The sequence below is a fragment of the Streptomyces sp. NPDC048191 genome (assembly GCF_040652655.1).
GTDB lineage: Bacteria > Actinomycetota > Actinomycetes > Streptomycetales > Streptomycetaceae > Streptomyces.
In genome coordinates, this window is the sequence record NZ_JBEZMO010000002.1 from 494,638 (window position 1) to 513,989 (window position 19,352).

At 72.2% G+C, this 19,352-nt stretch carries 22 protein-coding genes; 17 read left to right on the top strand and 5 right to left on the bottom strand.

Features of this window, described 5'->3' with window-relative positions; all coding sequences use genetic code 11:
- Positions 1-16 precede the first annotated feature (16 nt).
- The 4 genes from AB0D93_RS05300 (at position 17) to AB0D93_RS05315 (ending at position 2,611) form a co-directional block, all read left to right on the top strand.
- Positions 17-454, top strand: a complete 438-nt coding sequence (locus AB0D93_RS05300; protein ID WP_362113223.1) for a DUF2267 domain-containing protein — start codon at positions 17-19, stop codon at positions 452-454.
- Positions 455-661: 207 nt separating this feature from the next.
- The gene (locus AB0D93_RS05305) at positions 662-916 is read left to right on the top strand and encodes a hypothetical protein (RefSeq protein ID WP_362113226.1); all 255 of its coding nucleotides are present in this window, start codon (positions 662-664) and stop codon (positions 914-916) included.
- 153 nt (positions 917-1,069) lie between these two features.
- Positions 1,070-1,990 (top strand): zinc metalloprotease HtpX, encoded by a 921-nt coding sequence (gene htpX, locus AB0D93_RS05310; RefSeq protein WP_362113229.1) that lies wholly within the window; start codon positions 1,070-1,072, stop codon positions 1,988-1,990.
- Between the two features lie 3 nt (positions 1,991-1,993).
- Positions 1,994-2,611, top strand: coding sequence for a hypothetical protein (locus tag AB0D93_RS05315; protein WP_362113232.1), 618 nt, complete (start codon positions 1,994-1,996; stop codon positions 2,609-2,611).
- Between the two features lie 16 nt (positions 2,612-2,627).
- Here AB0D93_RS05315 and AB0D93_RS05320 read toward each other — a convergent pair whose 3' ends face one another.
- Positions 2,628-2,906 carry a hypothetical protein gene (locus AB0D93_RS05320; protein ID WP_362113235.1) on the bottom strand — a complete coding sequence of 93 codons (279 nt, stop codon included), beginning with the start codon at positions 2,904-2,906 and terminating at the stop codon, positions 2,628-2,630.
- Between the two features lie 174 nt (positions 2,907-3,080).
- Positions 3,081-3,416, bottom strand: coding sequence for a hypothetical protein (locus AB0D93_RS05325; RefSeq protein ID WP_362113238.1), 336 nt, complete (start codon positions 3,414-3,416; stop codon positions 3,081-3,083).
- Between the two features lie 347 nt (positions 3,417-3,763).
- Between AB0D93_RS05325 and AB0D93_RS05330 the strand changes: the two genes are divergently transcribed.
- Both AB0D93_RS05330 and AB0D93_RS05335 read left to right on the top strand, forming a co-directional pair.
- Entirely contained in the window at positions 3,764-4,132 is a 369-nt protein-coding gene (locus AB0D93_RS05330) for an arsenate reductase family protein (protein WP_362113241.1), read from the top strand.
- A gap of 119 nt (positions 4,133-4,251) precedes the next feature.
- A complete protein-coding gene (locus AB0D93_RS05335) occupies positions 4,252-4,980 on the top strand; it encodes a hypothetical protein (protein WP_362113244.1) in 729 nt (242 codons plus the stop codon).
- A gap of 3 nt (positions 4,981-4,983) precedes the next feature.
- Here the strand turns inward: AB0D93_RS05335 and AB0D93_RS05340 are convergent, their stop codons facing one another.
- Positions 4,984-5,886 carry an alpha/beta fold hydrolase gene (locus tag AB0D93_RS05340; protein ID WP_362113247.1) on the bottom strand — a complete coding sequence of 301 codons (903 nt, stop codon included), beginning with the start codon at positions 5,884-5,886 and terminating at the stop codon, positions 4,984-4,986.
- Positions 5,887-5,967: 81 nt separating this feature from the next.
- On the opposite strand from AB0D93_RS05340, the gene AB0D93_RS05345 reads away from it, so the two are divergent.
- The 7 genes from AB0D93_RS05345 to AB0D93_RS05375 all read left to right on the top strand — a co-directional run bounded on the left by AB0D93_RS05345 (position 5,968) and on the right by AB0D93_RS05375 (position 13,667).
- Positions 5,968-6,432, top strand: a complete 465-nt coding sequence (locus AB0D93_RS05345) for a MarR family transcriptional regulator (RefSeq protein WP_362113529.1) — start codon at positions 5,968-5,970, stop codon at positions 6,430-6,432.
- Between the two features lie 155 nt (positions 6,433-6,587).
- Positions 6,588-7,619, top strand: a complete 1,032-nt coding sequence (gene glnII / locus AB0D93_RS05350; protein WP_362113250.1) for a glutamine synthetase — start codon at positions 6,588-6,590, stop codon at positions 7,617-7,619.
- Between the two features lie 743 nt (positions 7,620-8,362).
- Entirely contained in the window at positions 8,363-8,926 is a 564-nt protein-coding gene (locus AB0D93_RS05355; protein WP_362113253.1) for a winged helix-turn-helix domain-containing protein, read from the top strand.
- A gap of 68 nt (positions 8,927-8,994) precedes the next feature.
- Positions 8,995-10,047 (top strand): NAD-dependent epimerase/dehydratase family protein, encoded by a 1,053-nt coding sequence (locus AB0D93_RS05360; RefSeq protein ID WP_362113256.1) that lies wholly within the window; start codon positions 8,995-8,997, stop codon positions 10,045-10,047.
- A gap of 32 nt (positions 10,048-10,079) precedes the next feature.
- A complete protein-coding gene (locus AB0D93_RS05365) occupies positions 10,080-11,354 on the top strand; it encodes a sensor domain-containing protein (RefSeq protein WP_362113259.1) in 1,275 nt (424 codons plus the stop codon).
- Positions 11,339-11,992, top strand: a complete 654-nt coding sequence (locus AB0D93_RS05370) for a response regulator transcription factor (RefSeq protein ID WP_362113262.1) — start codon at positions 11,339-11,341, stop codon at positions 11,990-11,992. Before AB0D93_RS05365 ends, AB0D93_RS05370 begins: the two co-directional genes overlap by 16 nt.
- 136 nt (positions 11,993-12,128) lie before the next feature.
- The gene (locus tag AB0D93_RS05375; protein ID WP_362113265.1) at positions 12,129-13,667 is read left to right on the top strand and encodes a DUF1996 domain-containing protein; all 1,539 of its coding nucleotides are present in this window, start codon (positions 12,129-12,131) and stop codon (positions 13,665-13,667) included.
- Positions 13,668-13,735: 68 nt separating this feature from the next.
- On the opposite strand, the gene AB0D93_RS05380 is transcribed toward AB0D93_RS05375, so the two are convergent.
- Entirely contained in the window at positions 13,736-14,137 is a 402-nt protein-coding gene (locus AB0D93_RS05380) for a hypothetical protein (RefSeq protein ID WP_362113268.1), read from the bottom strand.
- 152 nt (positions 14,138-14,289) lie between these two features.
- Here AB0D93_RS05380 and AB0D93_RS05385 point away from each other — a divergent pair, with 152 nt between their 5' ends.
- The 4 genes from AB0D93_RS05385 to AB0D93_RS05400 all read left to right on the top strand — a co-directional run bounded on the left by AB0D93_RS05385 (position 14,290) and on the right by AB0D93_RS05400 (position 18,961).
- The gene (locus AB0D93_RS05385; RefSeq protein WP_362113271.1) at positions 14,290-16,209 is read left to right on the top strand and encodes a hypothetical protein; all 1,920 of its coding nucleotides are present in this window, start codon (positions 14,290-14,292) and stop codon (positions 16,207-16,209) included.
- 98 nt (positions 16,210-16,307) lie between these two features.
- The gene (locus AB0D93_RS05390; RefSeq protein ID WP_362113274.1) at positions 16,308-17,186 is read left to right on the top strand and encodes a metal-dependent hydrolase; all 879 of its coding nucleotides are present in this window, start codon (positions 16,308-16,310) and stop codon (positions 17,184-17,186) included.
- Positions 17,186-18,208: a PDR/VanB family oxidoreductase gene (locus AB0D93_RS05395; RefSeq protein WP_362113277.1), complete on the top strand. Its 1,023-nt coding sequence runs from the start codon at positions 17,186-17,188 to the stop codon at positions 18,206-18,208. Before AB0D93_RS05390 ends, AB0D93_RS05395 begins: the two co-directional genes overlap by 1 nt.
- 36 nt (positions 18,209-18,244) lie before the next feature.
- Positions 18,245-18,961 (top strand): TetR/AcrR family transcriptional regulator, encoded by a 717-nt coding sequence (locus tag AB0D93_RS05400; protein WP_362113280.1) that lies wholly within the window; start codon positions 18,245-18,247, stop codon positions 18,959-18,961.
- Positions 18,962-18,965: 4 nt separating this feature from the next.
- Here AB0D93_RS05400 and AB0D93_RS05405 read toward each other — a convergent pair whose 3' ends face one another.
- Entirely contained in the window at positions 18,966-19,331 is a 366-nt protein-coding gene (locus AB0D93_RS05405; RefSeq protein WP_362113283.1) for an isomerase, read from the bottom strand.
- Positions 19,332-19,352: the final 21 nt, after the last annotated feature.

The window sequence follows — 19,352 nt, forward strand, 5'->3', positions numbered from 1 at the left end:
AAAGGCAACCAGCCCAGTGATCTCCGACCGGCAAGCACCGCCCCGGCAGCCAAACGGGACGGCGTACGAGCAGATGCTGGAGAAGGTCCGCTACGAGGGCGCCTACCCCACCCGCGAGAAAGCCGACAAAGCCCTCCGCCTGGTTCTTGCCGGCCTGGGGCGGCAGGTGACCGGCGACGAACGCGTCGACCTCGCCGCCTGCCTGCCCCTGGAAGCCGCACGCGTGCTGACCGAACAGATCCCCGACACCCGGCCGCTGACCGGCTGGGCCTTCGTCAAGGACCTCGCCGCCCGCTCCGGCGCCTCCCTTGCCACCACCCGCTGGGACACCGGCTCCGTCTTCTCCGCCATCGCCGCCTACGCCGGCCCCGACCTGATCACCCGCATCCTCCACCAGCTCCCTGCCGGCTACGCCCTGCTGTTCGGCCGCGCCGAACTCACCCCGGCCGCGTAGACGGCGGCGTGCGTCCTCGGGGCGGGCCGGCCGCCACCAGGCGTCTGGACGACGTAGGCCACACCCCGGCGTCGTACATCGGGTCCACGCGCGTCGAAGCCGTCCCCGCCCGGTCACCGGGCGGGGAACTTTTTCCCGCTTCCGGGACTTCCTACTTCCGGGGGATCATCCCTCCTGACCCTGCCGGACGAGAGAGGTTGAACGGGGATGTCGGAACAGGACGAGTGGGAGCGGGAGTTCGATCATCGCTGGGCGAGTTCCGCCGAGCACAAGGAGCCCTCGGCCCGGGCCCGGATGCTGGCCGCGCGCTGGCGGGAGAACCCGCCGGACCCGGCGCCGTTCCGCGCGGACCCCGACCCGGTGCCACGCCGGGCGTCGTGGGCGTCGACGGCCGTGGTCCTCGGCTGCGTGATCGCCGTCATGGTGCTGATCGGGCTGCTGCAGTTCGGCTCGTCGTCCTAGGGCGGACCGTACCCGCACGGGGAACGCTCAGCGACAGCCGGCCGACCCACAGGTACGTTTTGCTGCCCCTAGGGTCGTTCGGAACCACTCCATGGGAGTCGGCAGGTGCACACTGGACTTCGGGACGAGTGCCTGACTGCGGGGTGATGCAAGATGCAGAGCCGCTTCCGGAGCGACCGACGGCTGACCGTGCGCATGGGTCTGACGATGTTCCTGCTCGGTCTGCTGTACGTGGGCTTCATCGCCGCGCTGATCGCGCTGCTGAGGTCCTGGGTGCTGGTCGTCGTGGTGATCGGTGCGATGTTCGTGGCGCAGTTCTGGTTCTCCGACCGGATCGCCATGTTCGCGATGCACGGCCGGGTCGTGGAGCGGGAGGAGTATCCCGAACTGCACGCGGTGGTCGACCGGCTGTGCGGACTCGCCGACATGCCCAAACCGGTGGTCGCGGTGTCCGACATGGACATGCCGAACGCGTTCGCGACCGGCCGTAATCCCGACCACGCCGTGGTCTGTGTGACCACGGGGCTGCTACGGCGGCTGGAGCCGGCCGAGCTGGAGGGCGTGCTGGCGCACGAGCTGTCGCACGTCGCGCACAAGGACGTCGCCGTGATCACGATCGCGTCCTTCCTCGGCGTGCTGGCGGGCCTGATCGTGCGGTTCGCCTTCTACTCGCAGCTCTTCGGCGGAGGCCGCAGGGACCAGAACACCGCCGCCGTGTTCGCCGCGATCATGGGCGTCTCCGCGGCGGTGTACGCGATCAGCTTCCTGCTGATCCGGGCGCTGTCCCGGTACCGGGAGCTGGCGGCGGACCGCGCGGCCGCGCATCTCACCGGCCGCCCGTCGGCCCTCGCCGCGGCGCTCACCAAGGTCACCGGGGACATCGCCCGGATCCCGACCAAGGACCTGCGCACGGCCCAGGCCTTCAACGCCTTCTACTTCACGCCGGCGACCGGCAAGGAGCCCGGCATCGAGCGGTTCTTCTCCACGCACCCCACCCTGGAGCAGCGGCTGGAACAGCTGGGCCGGATCTCGGCTGAGCTGGGCGAGGCCGCCGCCCCCGGGAAGGCGGGCTGAGCATTGGGGCTGCTGGACATCCTGCTGGGCCGTACGAAACCGGTCGCGCCCGATCTCGACCAGCTCTTCGCGCTGCCCTCGGCGGCCGTGACCCTCCAGGCCGCGGCCGGTTTCGTCCCGACCGGGACCGGCGCGGTCTGCTTCGCCACGGTGGAGGGCGCCGCCTTCGAGCAGACCCACCGGGAGGTGCAGGCCCTGCTGGAGGCGGACGCCGACCGGTGGGGGTCCCCCTCGGGCGACGCCGAGAGCGGAGGAGGCCCGCCGGTGGAACTGCGCCGGGACGACTACGGCTACTCGTGGCTGGTCTCCACGCGCAGCCCCGAGCAGCTGCCGGAGCTGGTCAACGATCTGCACGCGGTCAACAGCGCGATGGAGATCAACGGCTTCGGCCCGCAACTGCTGTGCTCGCTGGCCGCCTTCACGGACGAGGGCGGCCGCAGGCTGGCGCTGGTCTACCTCTACAAACGGGGCACCTTCTACCCGTTCGCCCCGCTGCCCGGCGTCGCCGAGCGGCGGGACAACTCACTGGAGCTCCAGGTGAAGGCGACGCTCGCGAACGACCTGCGGATCGAGCAGGACCTCGGCCGCTGGTTCCCGGTGTGGGGCGCCCCCGGCCTGTGACCGGGGACGCCGTCGCTCACCCGCTCTTCTCCCGCTCCTGCCGGCGGGCCTCGAAGGGCCGCTCACGGCGGTAGCGGCGCTCCCACCGGGCCTGCCGGTCCCGGCGTTCGCGGTAGGCGCGGTAGTTCTCCGGTGCGGGCGGGGTGCCCGCGCCGGCGGCCGGTGGCGTGCCGGGCGAACCACGTCCGTGCGTCGTGTACAGGTACAGCAGCGCGACGGCGGCGAGCCACCACAGATGGTTTCCGGTTCCGAGGATCACCAGGACGACGGTCACGGACGCGACGATGCCACGCATGACGGACCTCCGTGGGGTGAGTGTGGCGGGGGTGGGGTGTGTCGGCTTCGCGCCGTTTGTTCAGAGTAGGGACGGCGCCCCCACACCCGCATCCCGTTTTCCGCCCGGCACACACCTCGCGGAGTCGAACCCGCGCCGGGTGCTCCGGAGAACGCGGGGCACCCGGCGTCGGGGTCAGCGGCCAGCGGTCAGCGGCCAGCGGCTGTAGCGCATGAACGCCCGGACCATGTGGCACGTGGTGTCGGACGGCGGGCGCATGCCGATCTCGTCCGCCGCGCTGCGGATCTTCTCGTTGTGGGCCTGGGCCGGCTGGTAGACGCCCGAGTCGAGCAGGGCTATGGCGAGGCGCATGGCCTTCAGACGGCGGTTGTGCGTGACGTACCACTCGCGCGGCCGTCCGGCGGGCAGGGGCCGCTTCACCACGGGCTCGTAGGGCGAGTCGAACAGCACCGGGTGCTTGGCGGTGGACTGGGTGGGCGACGGCTTCGGCTTCAGGGCGGCAGCGGGCACGGGCATCCTCCTGTCGCGGTCAGGGCACCGGCCGGACAGTCCGGCGATGCCCTCGAACACTGCTTCCAGTCTACTGCCGGGCACTGACAACCGGCGGCCCGCCGGAGCGTGCAAATCACCAGGTGGGATGGGTAATTGTCACTGCGTCACACATGCTTCTGACGATACGCGTGAGACGGCAGAAATTCGAACAGCGCTTGTCCGCCGAAGGGTTCGTCGTCATGGCGGCGGGCGGACACCTTCCCGGGCCGCTCCCTGCACTGCCCCCGCCCGGCCCCTGCCCGGCCGCCCACCGGCGCCGTACGCGCCGCGACCGGTTCCGGTCGAGGCCGAGTACCGTGTGCCGCATGGAAATCTGGATCAATCCGGCCTGCTCCAAGTGCCGCAGTGCGATCAGCCTGCTCGACACCGAAGGGGCCGACTACACCGTCCGCCGCTATCTGGACGACGTGCCGAGCGCGGACGAGATCAGGGCCGTACTGGAGCGGCTGGGCCTGGAGCCGTGGGACATCACCCGCACCCAGGAGGCGGACGCCAAGGAGCTGGGGCTCAAGGACTGGGCGCGGGACGAGGAGTCACGGGAGCGGTGGATCACGGCCCTGGCCGAGCACCCCAAGCTCATCCAGCGGCCGATCATCACCGCCGACGACGGTACGGCCCTGGTGGCACGCTCCGAGGAGGCGGTACGCGAGGCCCTGTCGCACAACAAGAGGTGAGCGGCGCTCAACTCGGCTGTGACACAGGCCACTTCACTTACTCCTGCAACCGCTGAGTAACCTCGTTCGGTATCTCGTACATAGCGGCGTACGCTCCCCTACCTCTTCAGGAGGCGCGCATGTCGCGCAGGAGAACTCTCGGCACGAAGAAGAAGATCGCGCTGCTCGTCAGTGCCGCGGCGGTGGCGGGCGGCGGGGCCTTCGCCCTGGCGACCACCTCCAACGCCGCCCAGCCCGCGCACAACGCGAAAACGCTGTCCGCCGGGGACTCGACCGTCTGCCAGGGGCTGGCCACGGCCCACGGCAACAACGACAAGTTCATCGCGGACCAGAAGGCGAACCCGGACGCGCAGTCGGCGGCCCGGATCGCCAACCGCGAGGCGGTCATCAAGCAGATCGAGGTCCAGCAGAAGGCCGCCGGTTGCACCGTTGGGGAGTCGGCTCAGGGCTCCCAGGCGGCGCAGGGCGGCCAGCAGGCCGGTGGTGCCCAGCAGCAGGCCGGTGGCGGCCAGCAGCAGGCCGGGAGCGGTCAGCAGTCGGCACAGCCCTCGCAGTCCGCCGCCGGTGACAGCAACGCCGGAGGCGCCGCGGCGGGCTCCGGACAGCAGGTCTGCAACGGCTCCACGGTCACGCTCTCCGGCGAGGGCGGCGCCCCGGCCGCGTCCAGCAACCAGTTCCCGGCCGGTACGACCCTCAAGGTCACCAACCTGGACAACAACAAGTCCACGACGGTGAAGGTCACCTCGGTCTCCGGCAGCTGTGTGCTGCTCAACAACGCGGCGTTCGAACAGGTCAGGGAACCCGGCAAGTTCCTCATCCGCCACGCCCGGATCGAGAAGGTGGGGTGAGGCTCAGGGCCCGGCAAGGAAAGCGGTGAGGTGGCGGGCCAGGTCCGCGGGTGCCGCCTGCGGCAGCGCGTGGTGCGAGACGTCCGGCAGTACGGCGGCCTCCACGCGCGGCAGCAGTGCCCGCGCCCGGGCCGCCACCTCGCGGGGGTCGTGGGTCCTGCTGTTCGCGGCCACGAGCAGCAGGACCCGTGCCCGCACCCCCCGCAGCGCGTCCGGTGCCGGACGCGCACCGGTCACCGGCCTCGCGGCCGGGAAACCCGCGGCCGCCTCCTGGAGGGCGAGCCAGTCCGGGTCCAGGGACTCCCCCGCTCTCGGCTTCGCTCGAGCGGGAGGTGCCCCCGTCCCGGTCTCCCACTCCAGGAAGGTGCGGACCCGGCGGGGCGTGGGCCGCAGCAGCATCGGCAGGGCGCGCAGCAGATACGCCGTCTTGAACCCGGCGAAGCACTGGGTCGGGTCGAGGAGGAACAGACGGCGGATCCGGGCGGGGGCGCCCAGGGCGTAGTGCAGGGCGGTCCAGCCGCCGTAGGAATGGCCGCCCAGGTCGGCCGTGGCGGCGCCCAGGCCGTCCAGCACCGCGTCCAGCCAGAGTGTCAGGTCGGCGACCGTACGGGGGTGACGGTCGCCGGCCGGGACGCTCAGGCCCGGGGCGCCGGGCACGTCGACCGCGTGGACCCGGCGGATCCGGGCCAGTTCCGCGGCCTGGGCGTACCAGGAGACGGAGGTGGCCCCGCCGCCGCCCGGCAGCAGGAGCAGCGGGGGCGCGTCACGGGGACCGCAGGTGTTGACGCGGGTCTCGCCGAAGGGCGTGGCGATGGTGAGCGCCTCCCGGTCGGCGGGCCACTTGGCCAGGACCCTGTCGTACGCAACCTGGAAGGCCTCGCTGTCGTATCCGGTGTACTCGGCCACGGAACCGCCCCCTATCATCTCGTTGAGCGAGATGTTCGCTGAGCGAGATAATAGCTTCGGAGGCCCCGGGTGCAGCCCGAGATGGAGACCGTCCACCTGCTGCGTGCCGTCGCCGTCGAACTCGGCCTGCACAGCGCCCGGTTCGCGCAGCGCAACGGCATGCACCCGACGGACGTGCGTGCGCTGATCGCGCTGATGGACGCGCGGCGGGCGGGCGAGGAGCTGACGGCCGGTCGGCTCGGGGCGGCCCTCGGCCTCAACTCGGCGGGGACGACCGCGCTGCTCGACCGGCTGGAGCGGGCCGGGCAGGTGCGGCGGGTGCGCGGGAGGACCGACCGGCGGAAGGTCGTCGTGGAGGTGACCGACGAGGCCGTGGAGCTCGGCCAGGCCTTCTTCGGGCCACTGATCGAGCGGTCGGCCGAGCTGCTGCGCGGCTACGACGCCCACCAGCGGGCCGCCGTACGGGACTTCCTCGAGGGGGTCCGGCAGGCCGCGGCGGAACCCGCCCATACCCCGCCCTACGACACCTCACAACGTGTGCCGTGACACAGAAACACCAGGTAACACGGGGTTCACACAAGAGCAATGGACGGGAAACCGCCTGTTGACAGGCTGCCCGGCAGATCGAGCGGCGCCCCAGTGCCGCAGCGCCGCAGCACCCGCACCGAGTGCGCCCGACCACCCCGAAGGATGTGGCCCCCGTGACCTTCAAGGCCGAGTACATCTGGATCGACGGCACCGAGCCGACGGCCAAGCTCCGTTCCAAGACGAAGATCATCACGGGTTCCCCGGCCGGCCTCGACGCGCTGCCGATCTGGGGCTTCGATGGCTCCTCCACCAACCAGGCCGAGGGCCACTCCTCGGACCGTGTGCTCAAGCCGGTCTTCACCTGCCCCGACCCGATCCGCGGCGGCGAGGACATCCTCGTGCTGTGCGAGGTCCTCGACATCGACATGACCCCGCACCGGTCCAACACGCGGGCCGCGCTGGCCGAGGTCGCCGAGCGGTTCGCCGCCCAGGAGCCGATCTTCGGCATCGAGCAGGAGTACACCTTCTTCGACGGCGCCCGCCCGCTCGGCTTCCCCGAGAACGGCTTCCCGGCCCCGCAGGGCGGCTACTACTGCGGTGTCGGCGCCGACGAGATCTTCGGCCGTGACATCGTCGAGGCCCACCTGGAGAACTGTCTGAAGGCGGGTCTCGCGATCTCCGGCATCAACGCCGAGGTCATGCCCGGCCAGTGGGAGTTCCAGGTCGGCCCGGTCTCCCCGCTGGAGGTCTCCGACCACCTGTGGGTGGCCCGCTGGCTGCTCTACCGCACCGCCGAGGACTTCGGCGTCTCCGCGACCCTGGACCCGAAGCCGGTCAAGGGCGACTGGAACGGCGCGGGCGCGCACACCAACTTCTCCACCAAGGCCATGCGCGAGGGCTACGACGCCATCATCACCGCGTGCGAGTCGCTCGGCGAGGGTTCCAAGCCGCTGGACCACGTCAAGAACTACGGCGCCGGCATCGACGAGCGCCTGACGGGTCTGCACGAGACCGCCCCGTGGGACAAGTTCTCCTACGGCGTCTCCGACCGCGGCGCCTCGGTCCGTATCCCGTGGCAGGTCGAGAAGGACGGCAAGGGCTACATCGAGGACCGCCGTCCGAACGCCAACGTCGACCCGTACGTCGTGACCCGCCTGCTGGTGGACACCTGCTGCTCCGCGCTGGAGAAGGCCGGCCAGGTCTGATCCGCCCGGTCTCCGAAGGGGGCGCCCGCCGTGACGGCGGGCGCCCCCTTCCGTATATCGCGCGGCCCGTGGAGACCGACGGGGAGACCGACTGGGGGAAGCGCTCGCACGCGTACGGGCCCGCGGACGACATCCCGGGGCTGCTGCGGGCGTTGGAGTCCGAGGACGCGGACGTACGCGAGCAGCGGGGTGCAGGCGGTGCCGGCCGTCGTTCGGCTGATCGAGGAGGCACCGGGCCTGGACGGCACCGTCCGTGCGGTCACCGCGGTCGGCCTGCTCCCCCGGTTCGCCGTGGCCCCGCTGCGCGAGGTCGCCGAGTCGGACCGGCGCGTGCGCTCCGACCCGTTCGTCGAGGGCGGCCCCCATCCGGACCACGTCCTGCGGTCCGCGTACGGCGGCTGCCGGCCCCGGCGACCGTGCTCGACTGAGATTCGTGTCCGGATACCGAGACATCATCTCGCACGAGGGTCCTGTCCGGCACCCACATCTGCTTCAATGGGCCCATGGCCAGCTTCCAGAAGTGCACCGCGACGGGTCGCCATGACCTCGAGCCCTTCTGGCCTTCCCGTCAGCACCACGACTTCGACCGGGTGTGTTGCCGCGCGACGAACGCGCGGGCCCTCTAAAGCCGTAACCCCCGGCCTTCGGCCAGCGCGAAACGCCGTACGTCCCGGCGCGCCCGACCACGAATCGCGGCCGTCGCTCCCACCGACGAACCTCTCGCGCGAAAGAGCTGACCCCTCATGGCGACCACTCGTTCTCTCTCCCCCTCCACCCTGACCGCCCCCGCCCGGCACCGGCTGCGCGCCGTGGACCGGGACGAGGTGGTCGACGTCGCGGACTTCCTGCCGCCGGGCGCCACCTGGCTCCCCGCACCGCAGCACAGCCTGCCCACCCTCCCCGGCCAGCCGCCGATGGTCGGCTACCTGGTGCTGGTCCCCGCCGACCAGCGGCCCCCGTTCCTGCCGGTCGCGGTGCCGGACCAGGTCGAGGCCACCGCCGAGTCGCGCGGCGACGCCCTCGTCCGCATCGACCCCGTGCAGCGCACCGCGAGCGTCGACGGCCGTGAACTCGACCTGACGTACCTCGAGTTCGAGCTGCTCGCCCACCTCGTGGCGCACCCGCACCGGGTGCACACCCGCGACCAGCTGGTCACCACGGTGTGGGGGTACGGCCACGTCGGCGACGGCCGCACCGTCGACGTGCACGTCGCCCGGCTGCGCCGCAAGCTGGGCGCCGAGCACCGCCAGTCGATCCAGACGGTGCGCCGGGTCGGCTACAAGTACACCCCGCCGACCGGCCGCTGACCGTCCCCGGCTCTGCCCTCGGCAGAGTCCCGTACCGGTGCCGGGCCCGAGCGGGCACGCTGACCGGTATGAGACTTCTGGTGCTGGGCGGTACGGAGTTCGTGGGGCGGGCCGTCGTCGAGGCCGCGCTGGGGCGGGGCTGGGAGGTGGCCGTCTTCCATCGGGGCCGGCACCAACCCCCGCCCGGCGTACGGTCGTTGCACGGGGACCGTACCGCCCCGGACGGCCTCGCCGCGCTCGCGGCCGACACCGGCACCTGGGACGCCGTGATCGACACCTGGTCGGCCGGGCCCCGGGCGGTGCTCGATGCGGCACGGCTGCTGCGGGGCCGTGCCGCGCGGTACGTGTACGTCTCCAGCCGGTCGGTGTACGCCTGGCCCTGGCCCTCGCTGGACGGGCCGGCCGAGGCCGGGGCGCCGGTCGAGGGTGCCGCCGCCGATGCCGGGCCGACCGACTACGCCCGTGACAAGCGGGGCGGCGAGCTCGCCGCCGTCGAAGCCTTCGGCGCACCGGACTCGCTGCTGGTGCGGGCCGGGCTGATCCTCGGCCCGCACGAGAACGTGGGCCGGCTTCCCTGGTGGCTGGCCCGGATCGCCCGCGGCGGCCCGGTGCTCGCCCCCGGGCCGCGGGAGCTGCCGGTGCAGTTCATCGACGCCCGCGACCTGGCCGGCTGGCTGCTCGGAGCCGTCGAGCAGGCGCTGAGCGGGCCGTACGACCTGATCGGTCCGCCGGGCCACAGCACCATGGGCGAGGTGCTCGACCTGTGCGTCCGGGTCACCGGTGCGGACGCCGAGCTGCGCTGGACCGGGCCCGAGGCGATCCTGGCCGCCGGGATCGAGCCGTGGACCGAGCTGCCGGTGTGGGTGCCGCCGGGCAGCGAGCTGTACGCCTGCGTCCACCGCACCGACGTGTCACGGGCGCTGGCCACCGGGCTGGTGTGCCGGCCGGCCGCGGAGACCGTCGCGGACACCTGGCGCTGGCTGACGGAGATCGGCGGCGAGGCGCCGCTGCGGCCGGACCGCACGGCCAAGGGCGTCGATCCGGAGGTGGAGGCGAGGGTGCTGGCCGCGGCGGCAGGTGTACCTGGCACCACCGTCAGGGAGGGGGCCTCGGACGACTGACGCGCCCGGGGCCGTCCGGCGAGACTGGCGGCATGAACACCGACACGAAGAGCCATGGCGTCCGCGCACGGGCCCGGGAGGTGCTGCTCGCCGCCGTCCAGGGGCTGGTGCTGGCCCTGGTGGTGCTGCCCTGCGGTGTGGCGTTCCTCGTCCTGACCCTCCTGTCCGTCGCGCTCGTCCCGCTCGGCGTCGGGCTCGTCACCACTCCGGCGGTCCTGGCCGGCGTACGGGCGCTCGCGGACGCCCGCAGGAGGCTCGCGGCGCAGTGGTGCGGGATACGGATCCCGGCGGTCTACCAGCCGCACCCGAGGACCGCCAACCCCTGGCGGCGGACCTTCGCCCTACTCCGGGACCCGCAGGTGCGGCGGGACGTGCTCTGGCTGCCGGTGGACGTCACCGCGGGATTCGTCACCGCGCTGCTGCCGGCGGTACTGCTGTTCTACCCCGTCGAGGGGATCCTGCTGGGGGCCGGACTGTGGCGGTCGTACGTGCCGGCCACGGGCGACGCCTACTGGTACCTCTTCGTGCCGGTCTCCGGTGAGGGCACCGCCCTGCTCGCCACCCTGCTCGGCGCCGCGCTCCTCGCCGTCCCCTGGCGACTCACCCCGCGCCTGCTGACCGCGCACTTCCGGCTCACCCGGGCCGTGCTCGGCGCGGACGCGGAACTCGCCGAGCGCGTACGGGTGTTGACCGAGACCCGGCGGGACGCCGTGGACACCTCGGCCGCCGAGCTGCGCCGCATCGAGCGGGACCTGCACGACGGGGCACAGGCCCGGCTGGTCGCCATGGGCATGGACCTCGGCACCATCGAGATGCTGGTGGAACAGGACCCGGCGCAGGCGAAGCTGCTGCTCGCCCGGGCCCGCCGGAACTCCGCCGAGGCCCTGGAGGAGCTGCGCGACCTGGTGCGCGGCATCCACCCCCCGGTGCTCGCCGAACGCGGGCTCGGCGACGCCGTGCGGGCGCTGGCGCTGCGGCTGCCGCTGCCCGCGGAGGTGACCGTGGAGCTGCCGGGCCGGGCGGACGCGCCGGTCGAGTCGGCGGCCTACTTCGCGGTCAGCGAGGTGCTCACCAACGCCGTCAAGCACGCCGGCGCCGACCGGGTGTGGGCCGACGTGCACCACGCCGACGGCCGGCTGCGGATCACGGTCACCGACAACGGCAGGGGTGGCGCGGTGATCGGCGCCGGGTCGGGGCTGGCCGGGGTCGAGCGCCGACTCGCTACATTCGACGGTGTCCTGGCCGTCAGCAGCCCCGTGGGCGGCCCCACCCTGGTGACGATGGAGATCCCGTGCGCGTTGTCCTAGCCGAAGACCTCTTCCTGCTGCGGGACGGGCTGGTCCGGATGCTGGAGGCCTTCGGCTTCGAGATCGCCGCCGCCGTCGAGTCCGGCCCCGAACTGACCCGCGCCCTGGCCGAGTCGGAACCGGACGTGGCCGTGGTCGACGTGCGGCTGCCGCCCACGCACACCGACGAGGGCCTGCAGTGCGCCCTCGCGGCCCGCAGGGCGCGGCCGGGGCTGCCGGTGCTGGTGCTCTCCCAGCACGTGGAGCAGCTGTACGCGCGCGAGCTGCTCGCCGACGGAAGCGGCGGGGTCGGCTATCTGCTGAAGGACCGGGTGTTCGACGCCGAGCAGTTCGTCGACGCCGTACGACGGGTGGCGGCCGGCGGTACGGCGATGGATCCGCAGGTGATCCAGCAGCTGCTGTCCCGGCGGGCCGTCGACGACCGGCCGCTGGCCGGCCTCACCCCGCGCGAGCTGGAGGTGCTGGAGCTGATGGCGCAGGGCCGGTCGAACGCGGGCATCGCGGCCCAGCTCGTGGTGACGGAACGGGCCGTCGCCAAGCACACCTCCAACATCTTCACCAAGCTGGGCCTGGAGGTCTCGGACGACGACAACCGCCGGGTGCTGGCGGTTCTCGCCCATCTGGACCGGGACCGCTGACCTGCCAACTCGGCTGTCCCTGCGAGGAATTTGTGAGACCGGTGAACACCTCTGGGGCGGCATCCGTATGGAAGGGCGCCGCTTCACTCCTGTCGGGCGCCCCGATGCTGCCCCGCAAGGAAGTCAGAGGAGTTCCATGGGACGCAACACACGAAAACGCCGTACGCCGCTGGCCACCAAGGCCATAGCCGCATCGGCGGCCCTAGCGCTCGGTGGGGGCGGGCTGATCTGGGCGAACTTCTACGCCTCTGCGCACGAGTCGAACAACCAGACGTGGGGAGGCAACCAGACGAAGGCCGCGACGGCGCAGGTCGCGACCATCTCCTGTCCGGACGTGCAGCAGAAGCTGACCAACGTGCCCTGGCGGGCCCGTCAGGGCGTGGCGACCGAGCTGGCGAACCTCGACAAGCAGGTCACCGAGGCCTACACCCGGCTCGCCTCCACCCGGGACGCGCAGGCCAAGGATCCCAGCTTCGTGCAGAACGCGATCGTCGGGCCGCTGAAGCAGAAGCGGGCGGCGACGATCGACCGGATCCGGATCGACATCCAGCGCGTCGGTGGCAGGTTCAACAGCGCGCTGTCGCAGCTCGCCGCCTGCACGACGCAGAACGCCAACCAGACCACCGCTGGGGGGAACAGCGGTGGCCAGCAGCAGAACGGCGGACAGCAACAGAACGGTGGCCAGCAGCAGAACAACGGCGGACAGCAGCAGGGCAACAACGGCCAGCAGGCCAACAACGGCGGCCAAGCCGGTGACGGCCCGGCCGCGGCGGACTTCGTGGACATCACGAAGGTCGCGCCGAACGTCCAGTCCAAGCCGAACAAGACGCCCAACGCCTCGACGGGCACCTTCACCACGCGCTGCGGGGTGAACGCCAACCAGAACCACAACAGCGACAACGTGATCGTCGCGCCCGGCGTGACCAACGGCGCCCACCACGTGCACGACTACGTCGGCAACCAGAAGGTCAACGCGTTCTCCAGCAACCAGACGTTCCTGCAGGGCGGCACCAGCTGCCAGAACCGGAACGACCTGTCGGCGTACTACTGGCCGGTCATCCGCGAGCAGGACGGCACGCAGGAGAAGGACGCGAACGCCGACGGCGGTGGCAAGGACCTCAACGTCGGCAAGGTCCTGGTCGCCCAGCAGGCGCAGATCAAGTACGTCGGCAGCCCGGCCAGCAAGGTCGTCGCGATGCCGCAGTTCCTGCGGATCATCACCGGTGACGCCAAGGCCTTCGTCAACGGCCCGGCCAACGCCAATGCGCACTGGAGCTGCACCGGCTTCGAGAACCGGGTGCAGCTGACGGACAAGTACCCGATCTGTCCGCAGGGCAGCAACGTGGTGCGCTCGTTCGCCTTCCAGAGCTGCTGGGACGGACAGAACATCGACAGCGCCAACCACCGTACGCACGTGGCCTTCGCCGATCCCGGGAGCGGTGTCTGCCCGAACGGCTTCAAGGCGATCCCGCAGCTGACGATGCGCCTGGTCTACAACGTGCCGCAGCCCGTCGTCCAGGCGGACGGCACGGTGAAGAACGCCTACGCGGTGGACGGCTTCCCGGAGGAGCTGCACAAACCCATCACCGACCACGACGACTTCATCAGCGTCACGACCGGCGGTCTGGCCAACAAGATCGCCAACTGCATCAACCAGGGTCAGAACTGCGCATGACCCTCTGACCCGGGCCAAGGACGAGGCCGGTGACGGACCCCCCTCCCGTCACCGGCCTTCCCGTGCTCTCAGCCGCTGTGCCCGGAGTGGCCGGCATGGTTCGTACCGATCTCCACGTCCCCGCCGAGCTTGCCGCGCAGCGCCTCGACGACCCCGTCGTCGCCGACGGCGACCCACTTGCGGCCGACGAGGTAGTAACCGCCGTAGTCCTTCGCGTCGTTGATCCACTCGCGCTGACCGCGGTCGGTGGCGAAGGTGGCGAGGACGAACCTGCCGTCGCCGTTCTTGCAGATGGCCTGGCGGATCTCGTCGGCGTCGGTCTGCACGTTCGGCGTGCACTTCACCTCGGCGGCCAGGCTCTCCAGGCTGCCGGTCGCGGTGGGCGGGACCGCCTTGGTGTCCCCGCCCGAACCGCAGCCCGCCAGCGCCAGTACGGCCGCGGCGGCCGGCAGCAGTCGTGTCACCCTCATCTGTTCCTCCGGTCCTGTGGGCCGAGCATGCCTCAGCTCCTTCGGATACGGCCCCCGGCCCCCGTCTGCTCAATTCCGGTGGGAGGACCGAAGGCCGCGCCGGATCACCCGTCCGGTGGTGACCAAGCCCCGGCTCGCTCGTTCTGCAAGACGTGCAGTCACAGGATGTAGCCCAGCGTCACGCGCCCGCCTCCGCCGGCACTCCGGGACCGGTCGACGTCGAGCAGGCCGAGGCCGCGCTCGTCGAGCACTACCCACGGCTGGTCCGGATCGCCTACCTGGTGCTGCCACCGGGGCTCGGCCGCGGCCGCCGGGTGCTGACCGCGCACGCCCTCGCCCAGCGCGCCCTCCCCCGGGGCCGGGGGCAGCAGCCGGTGATCCCGGCCCAGGCGTCCGCCCGGGAGGGCGACCCCGGGTACGCCTTCCTGCGCGAGCGCGTCCTGCGTACGGCCCTGGAGGCGGCCCGGCCCCGCAAGGGCCTGCCCCGCCTGTCCCAGCTGCCGCCGCTGCTGCCCCAGGTGTGGGGCCTCAGGCTCTTCCCGCGCTCGGGCGGTGCCGACGAACTCGCCCTGGACCAGCGGCTGTCGGCCCTGCCCGGCCCGGCCCGCGCCGCCTATGTGCTGCGCGGTCTGGAGCAGCTGTCCGACGCCGAGATCCGGGAGCTCCTCACGGCCGTCGGCGTCGACGACCCGGGCGGCGCGCTGGCCGCGGCGAACGGCGTGCCCACCCAGCCCGCGCTGCTCTCCTCCCCCGAGTTCGACCCCTGTCTGCTCCAGGCCCGGCCCACCGACCTGATGCGCCGCCGCCAGCACACCAAGGCCGCCCTCGCCGCCGCGGCCGCGCTCGCGGTGTGCGGTGCGCTGGTCGCCCTGCCCTCGGACGGCTGGGGCCCGGACGGCGCCGCCGCGCCCGCCTACGCCGGGAACCCCGCCGCCGAGGCCGCCCTCGACCCCGCCCGGCTGATCCGGGTCTCCCCCGCCGACTGGGAGTCCGCCGCGCGCACCGACTTCTCGGTGTGGCCCGCCCGCGGCCCGCTCACCGGGGACACGGCCCTGCTGCGCCGCGCCCTCGCCGTGTGGGCCCGGCCCGGGGCGACGGTCCGGGTCTCGGCGACGCCCGGCACCCAGACCGGCGGCCCCGCCGGCCCGCCCCAGCTGCTCTACGCGGGCCGGGTCGACAACGCCCGCGTGGTGATGCTCTACGACGGCCTGCGCATCGCCCGTTACGCCGAGCCGGTCGACGGCACCGAGGGCGCGGCCCTGGACCTCGCCCGGGCCGACGGCGCGTCCGGGGCCGAGGCCAGCGCACTGGTACTGGGCCGCACCGACGGCAACGTCCGTTATCTGACGGCCCCCTGGGTGCGGAAGGCGGCCTCGCGGGACCTCATGAAGCCGGACTCGGCCGCGACCGCGCTGACCGTCACCGACGGCATCACCGCCCCGCTGGCAAGCCCCGCGCTGCAGCCCGGCGGCTGCACCTCCTGGACCGTGCTCCAGCTGACCGACGCCTCCGGCACCGAAGTCAGCACCGACCTCGGCGAGTTGATCCCGGCACACCTCACCGCCGGCCGGCCCGGCTCGCGCGGCGGGGCGTCCGGCGCGGACGGGCGCAGGGCCTGGGCGCCGTTCGCCTGCTCGCTTCAGGCGGAGCGCTCCGCCGGGGTGCGCAGCGTCAACGCCTGGACCTTCGCCGACCAGCCGCTGCCCGACGGCACCGGGGCGGCCGAGTGGGTGTGCACCAGGGCCGAGACCTGGCGCGGGGACGGCTCGGGCGCGCTGGCCCAGTTCCGGACGCCGGGCGGGCCGGTGGGGGCGGTGGTCGCCAAGGGCACGGACCCGCGGGCCTGTGGACCGCGTGCTCCCCATGTGCTCGCCGGAGTGCTCTGGAAGTCCGCGGCCGGGCACTGGTACCTGCTGGCGGCCGGGAGCAAGGACACGGCGTCGATCCAGGCCGGGGGCGGGGTCACCGCCGCCGGACAGGGGCAGTTCCTGGTGGCCCGGGCCAAGCAGGGGGCCCGGGCCTCCCTGAAGGGCACGCTGGTGGACGGGCGGACGATCAGCGGGCTGCGATAGGAGGCGTCGGCACCGGATCCCGAGCGTTGTTGACACCGGCGTAAACAAGGTGGGTCACAGGGGTTCCCAGCCCGCCTACCCGTCAGTACATTGACGCCATGTCCAATACGCAGGACCGGGTGCCGCTCAAGGCACGCAAGGTGTCCTTCTCCTGGGACGGCACGCCGTTGCACTGGGTGCCGGGGGATCCGTTCACCACGCACACCATCAACGTGCTGCACCTGCTGCTGCCCGCCGGCGAGCGGTGGTTCGTGCACGTCTACAAGCAGGTGCTGCCGTACATCCGCGACGAGCGGCTCCGCGAGGACGTCATCGGGTTCATCGGCCAGGAGGCGATGCACTCCCAGGCCCATGACGAGGTGCTGCCGCACCTGCGCGAGCAGGGGCTCGACCCGACGCCGTACACCGCGCAGGTCGACTGGTTCTTCGAGAAGCTCCTCGGCGACCGCACGCTGCCGCCGGGCAGGCCACGCCGGTGGTGGCTGATGGAGCGGGTCGCGCTCATCGCGGCCATCGAGCACTACACCGCCTTCCTCGGCAACTGGGTGCTCAACGCCGAGGAGCTGGACCGGCGCGGCGCCGACCCGACCATGCTGGACCTGCTGCGCTGGCACGGCGCCGAGGAGGTCGAGCACCGTTCCGTCGCCTTCGAGCTGTTCATGCACGTCGACGGCAGCTACCGCCGGCGCGTACGGACCTGGGCCACGGCCTTCTCGGCGCTGGTGTTCCTGTGGCAGCGCGGAGCGCGCTTCTTCATGGAGAACGACCCGACCCTCATCGACGGCAAGGCCTCCTTCAAGGACTTCCACGCCCGCGGCAGGCGGGGTCTGCTCCCCGGGACCGGAGACATGATCAGGTCCATCCCCCGCTATCTGAGCCGTGACTACCACCCCTCGCAGGAGGGTGACACCGAGCAGGCCGTCGCCTATCTGGCCGCCTCCCCCGCGGCCACGGCGGCGGAGAAGAGGGCCGCCTGATGCCGAAGCCGCGCAACCTCGTGCTCCTGGCGGGCGCCGCCCTGCTGGCCCGGCAGGCCCTGCGCCGCCGTGTCCGGGTCTCGCCGCTGTGGCCGATGCCCGCCCTCGACCCGCCGCTCTCCGGACGGCCGCGCTCACGGGCGCTTCGGCTGCTGGTGACCTCGCACGAGACGATCGCCGAGGGGGTCGTCCAACTCCGCCTGGAGGGCGTGGACCTGCCGCGCTGGGAGCCCGGAGCCCATCTCGACCTTGTCCTGCCGTCGGGACTCGTGCGGCAGTACTCGTTGTGCGGCGATCCCGAGGACACCTCCGCGTACACCGTCGCGACCCGGCTGGTCGAGGGCGGGCGGGGTGGCTCGCGCGAGGTGCACGAGCAGGTGACGGAGGGCATGGAACTCCAGGTGCGGGGGCCTCGGAACCGCTTTCCGCTGGTCGAGGCTCCGTCGTACGTCTTCGTGGCCGGTGGGATCGGGATCACCCCGTTGCTGGCGATGCTGCGGGCACTTCCCGAGAACGCCGAGTGGCGGTTGCTGTACGCGGGGCGGGACCGGGCCTCGATGCCGTTCCTGGAGGAGGTCGAGAAGCTCGGGGGCGACCGCGTGGCCGTCGTGGAGGGAAGGCCGGACCTCGACGCCCTCCAGGTGAGCGAGGGGGCCGCCGTCTACTGCTGCGGTCCCGAGGGACTCATGACGGCCGTCGCGGCACGCTTCCCGGACGTCCGCCTCGAACGGTTCACACCGTGTACGGCCTCCGGCGTCGACACCGGGTTCGAGGTCGAACTCCGCCGCAGTGGACGGACGCTGACCGTACCCGCGGACTCCACCGTGCTGGCCGCCGTGCGCCGGGAACTGCCGGGCACCGCCTACTCCTGCGAGCAGGGGTTCTGCGGGACCTGTCAACAGCGGGTGCTGGAAGGGGAGATCGACCACCGGGACGAGCTGCTGACGGACGAGGAGCGTGCCGACTCGATGCTGATCTGCGTGTCCCGGGCCCGGAGCGATCGTTTGGTGCTCGACATGTGAACGCCTGCGGCCGGATCCGATCGGTAAGGTGTTCGCATGAGTACCGGGGTTCGCCGCAGGATGGGCGTCGAGGAGCGGCGGCAGCAGCTGATCGGCGTCGCCCTCGATCTGTTCAGCCGACGCTCGCCGGACGAGGTCTCCATCGACGAGATAGCCTCGGCGGCGGGTATCTCGCGCCCGCTCGTGTACCACTACTTCCCCGGCAAACTCAGCCTGTACGAGGCCGCGTTGAAGCGTGCCTCGGAGGATCTCGCGAGCCGCTTCGCCGAGCCGCACGAGGGCCCGCTCGGCGCGCGGCTGCTGCGCGTGATGCGCCGCTACTTCGACTTCGTGGACGAACACGGGCCGGGCTTCTCGGCGCTGATGCGCGGCGGCCCGGCGGTCTCCGCGGACGGGGCCCACTCGAAGGACCACGTCTCGGCCACCCACGCGCTCATCGACTCCGTGCGCCAGGCCGCGTACGAGCAGATGCTGTCGCACCTCGGCATCACGGACGCGCCTCCGCGCCTGGAACTGGTCGTCCGCTCCTGGATCTCGCTCGCCGAGTCCACGGCCCTGATCTGGCTGGACGGCCGGCGCATCCCGCGCGCCGAGCTGGAGATCCAGCTGGTGCACGACTTCGCCGCCCTGACCGCGGTCAGCGCGGCCCACGACGAGGACATGGCGACCCTGCTGAAGGGCATGGTCAAGGACGAACCGGCCGACGGCCCCTTCGCGGAGCTCGTCGGCCGGCTGATCACCCTCGGTTCCTAGACCGTCACCGGTCGAACTTCCGGTAGGACGGGTCGAGGTCGCGGACCTCGGCGGAGGCGTGCAGCAGCGGGAACGCCACGTCCGCCACGTGCCTGCGCAGCAGTTCCAGCGCCGCCTCCGTCAGCCTCGCCTTGGTCTCGTCGCTGCGGCCGGCGAGGAGCCCGATGGTCACGTGCACGATGGCGTGCCCGCGCACCCCCGGGTCCTCGTACCCGTACGCCGTCTGCGTGCTCGGCCGGAACTGCGTCTTGCAGGCCTCCGGCTTGGCCGCCGCGATCTCCACGGTCGCCTCGTGCAGTGCCCGCGCGAAGCCCACGCGGTCGAAGGCGTTCTCCATGGTGTCGGAGTAGTCGACGGTGATCTGCGGCATTGCGCACTCCTGTTCTACGGC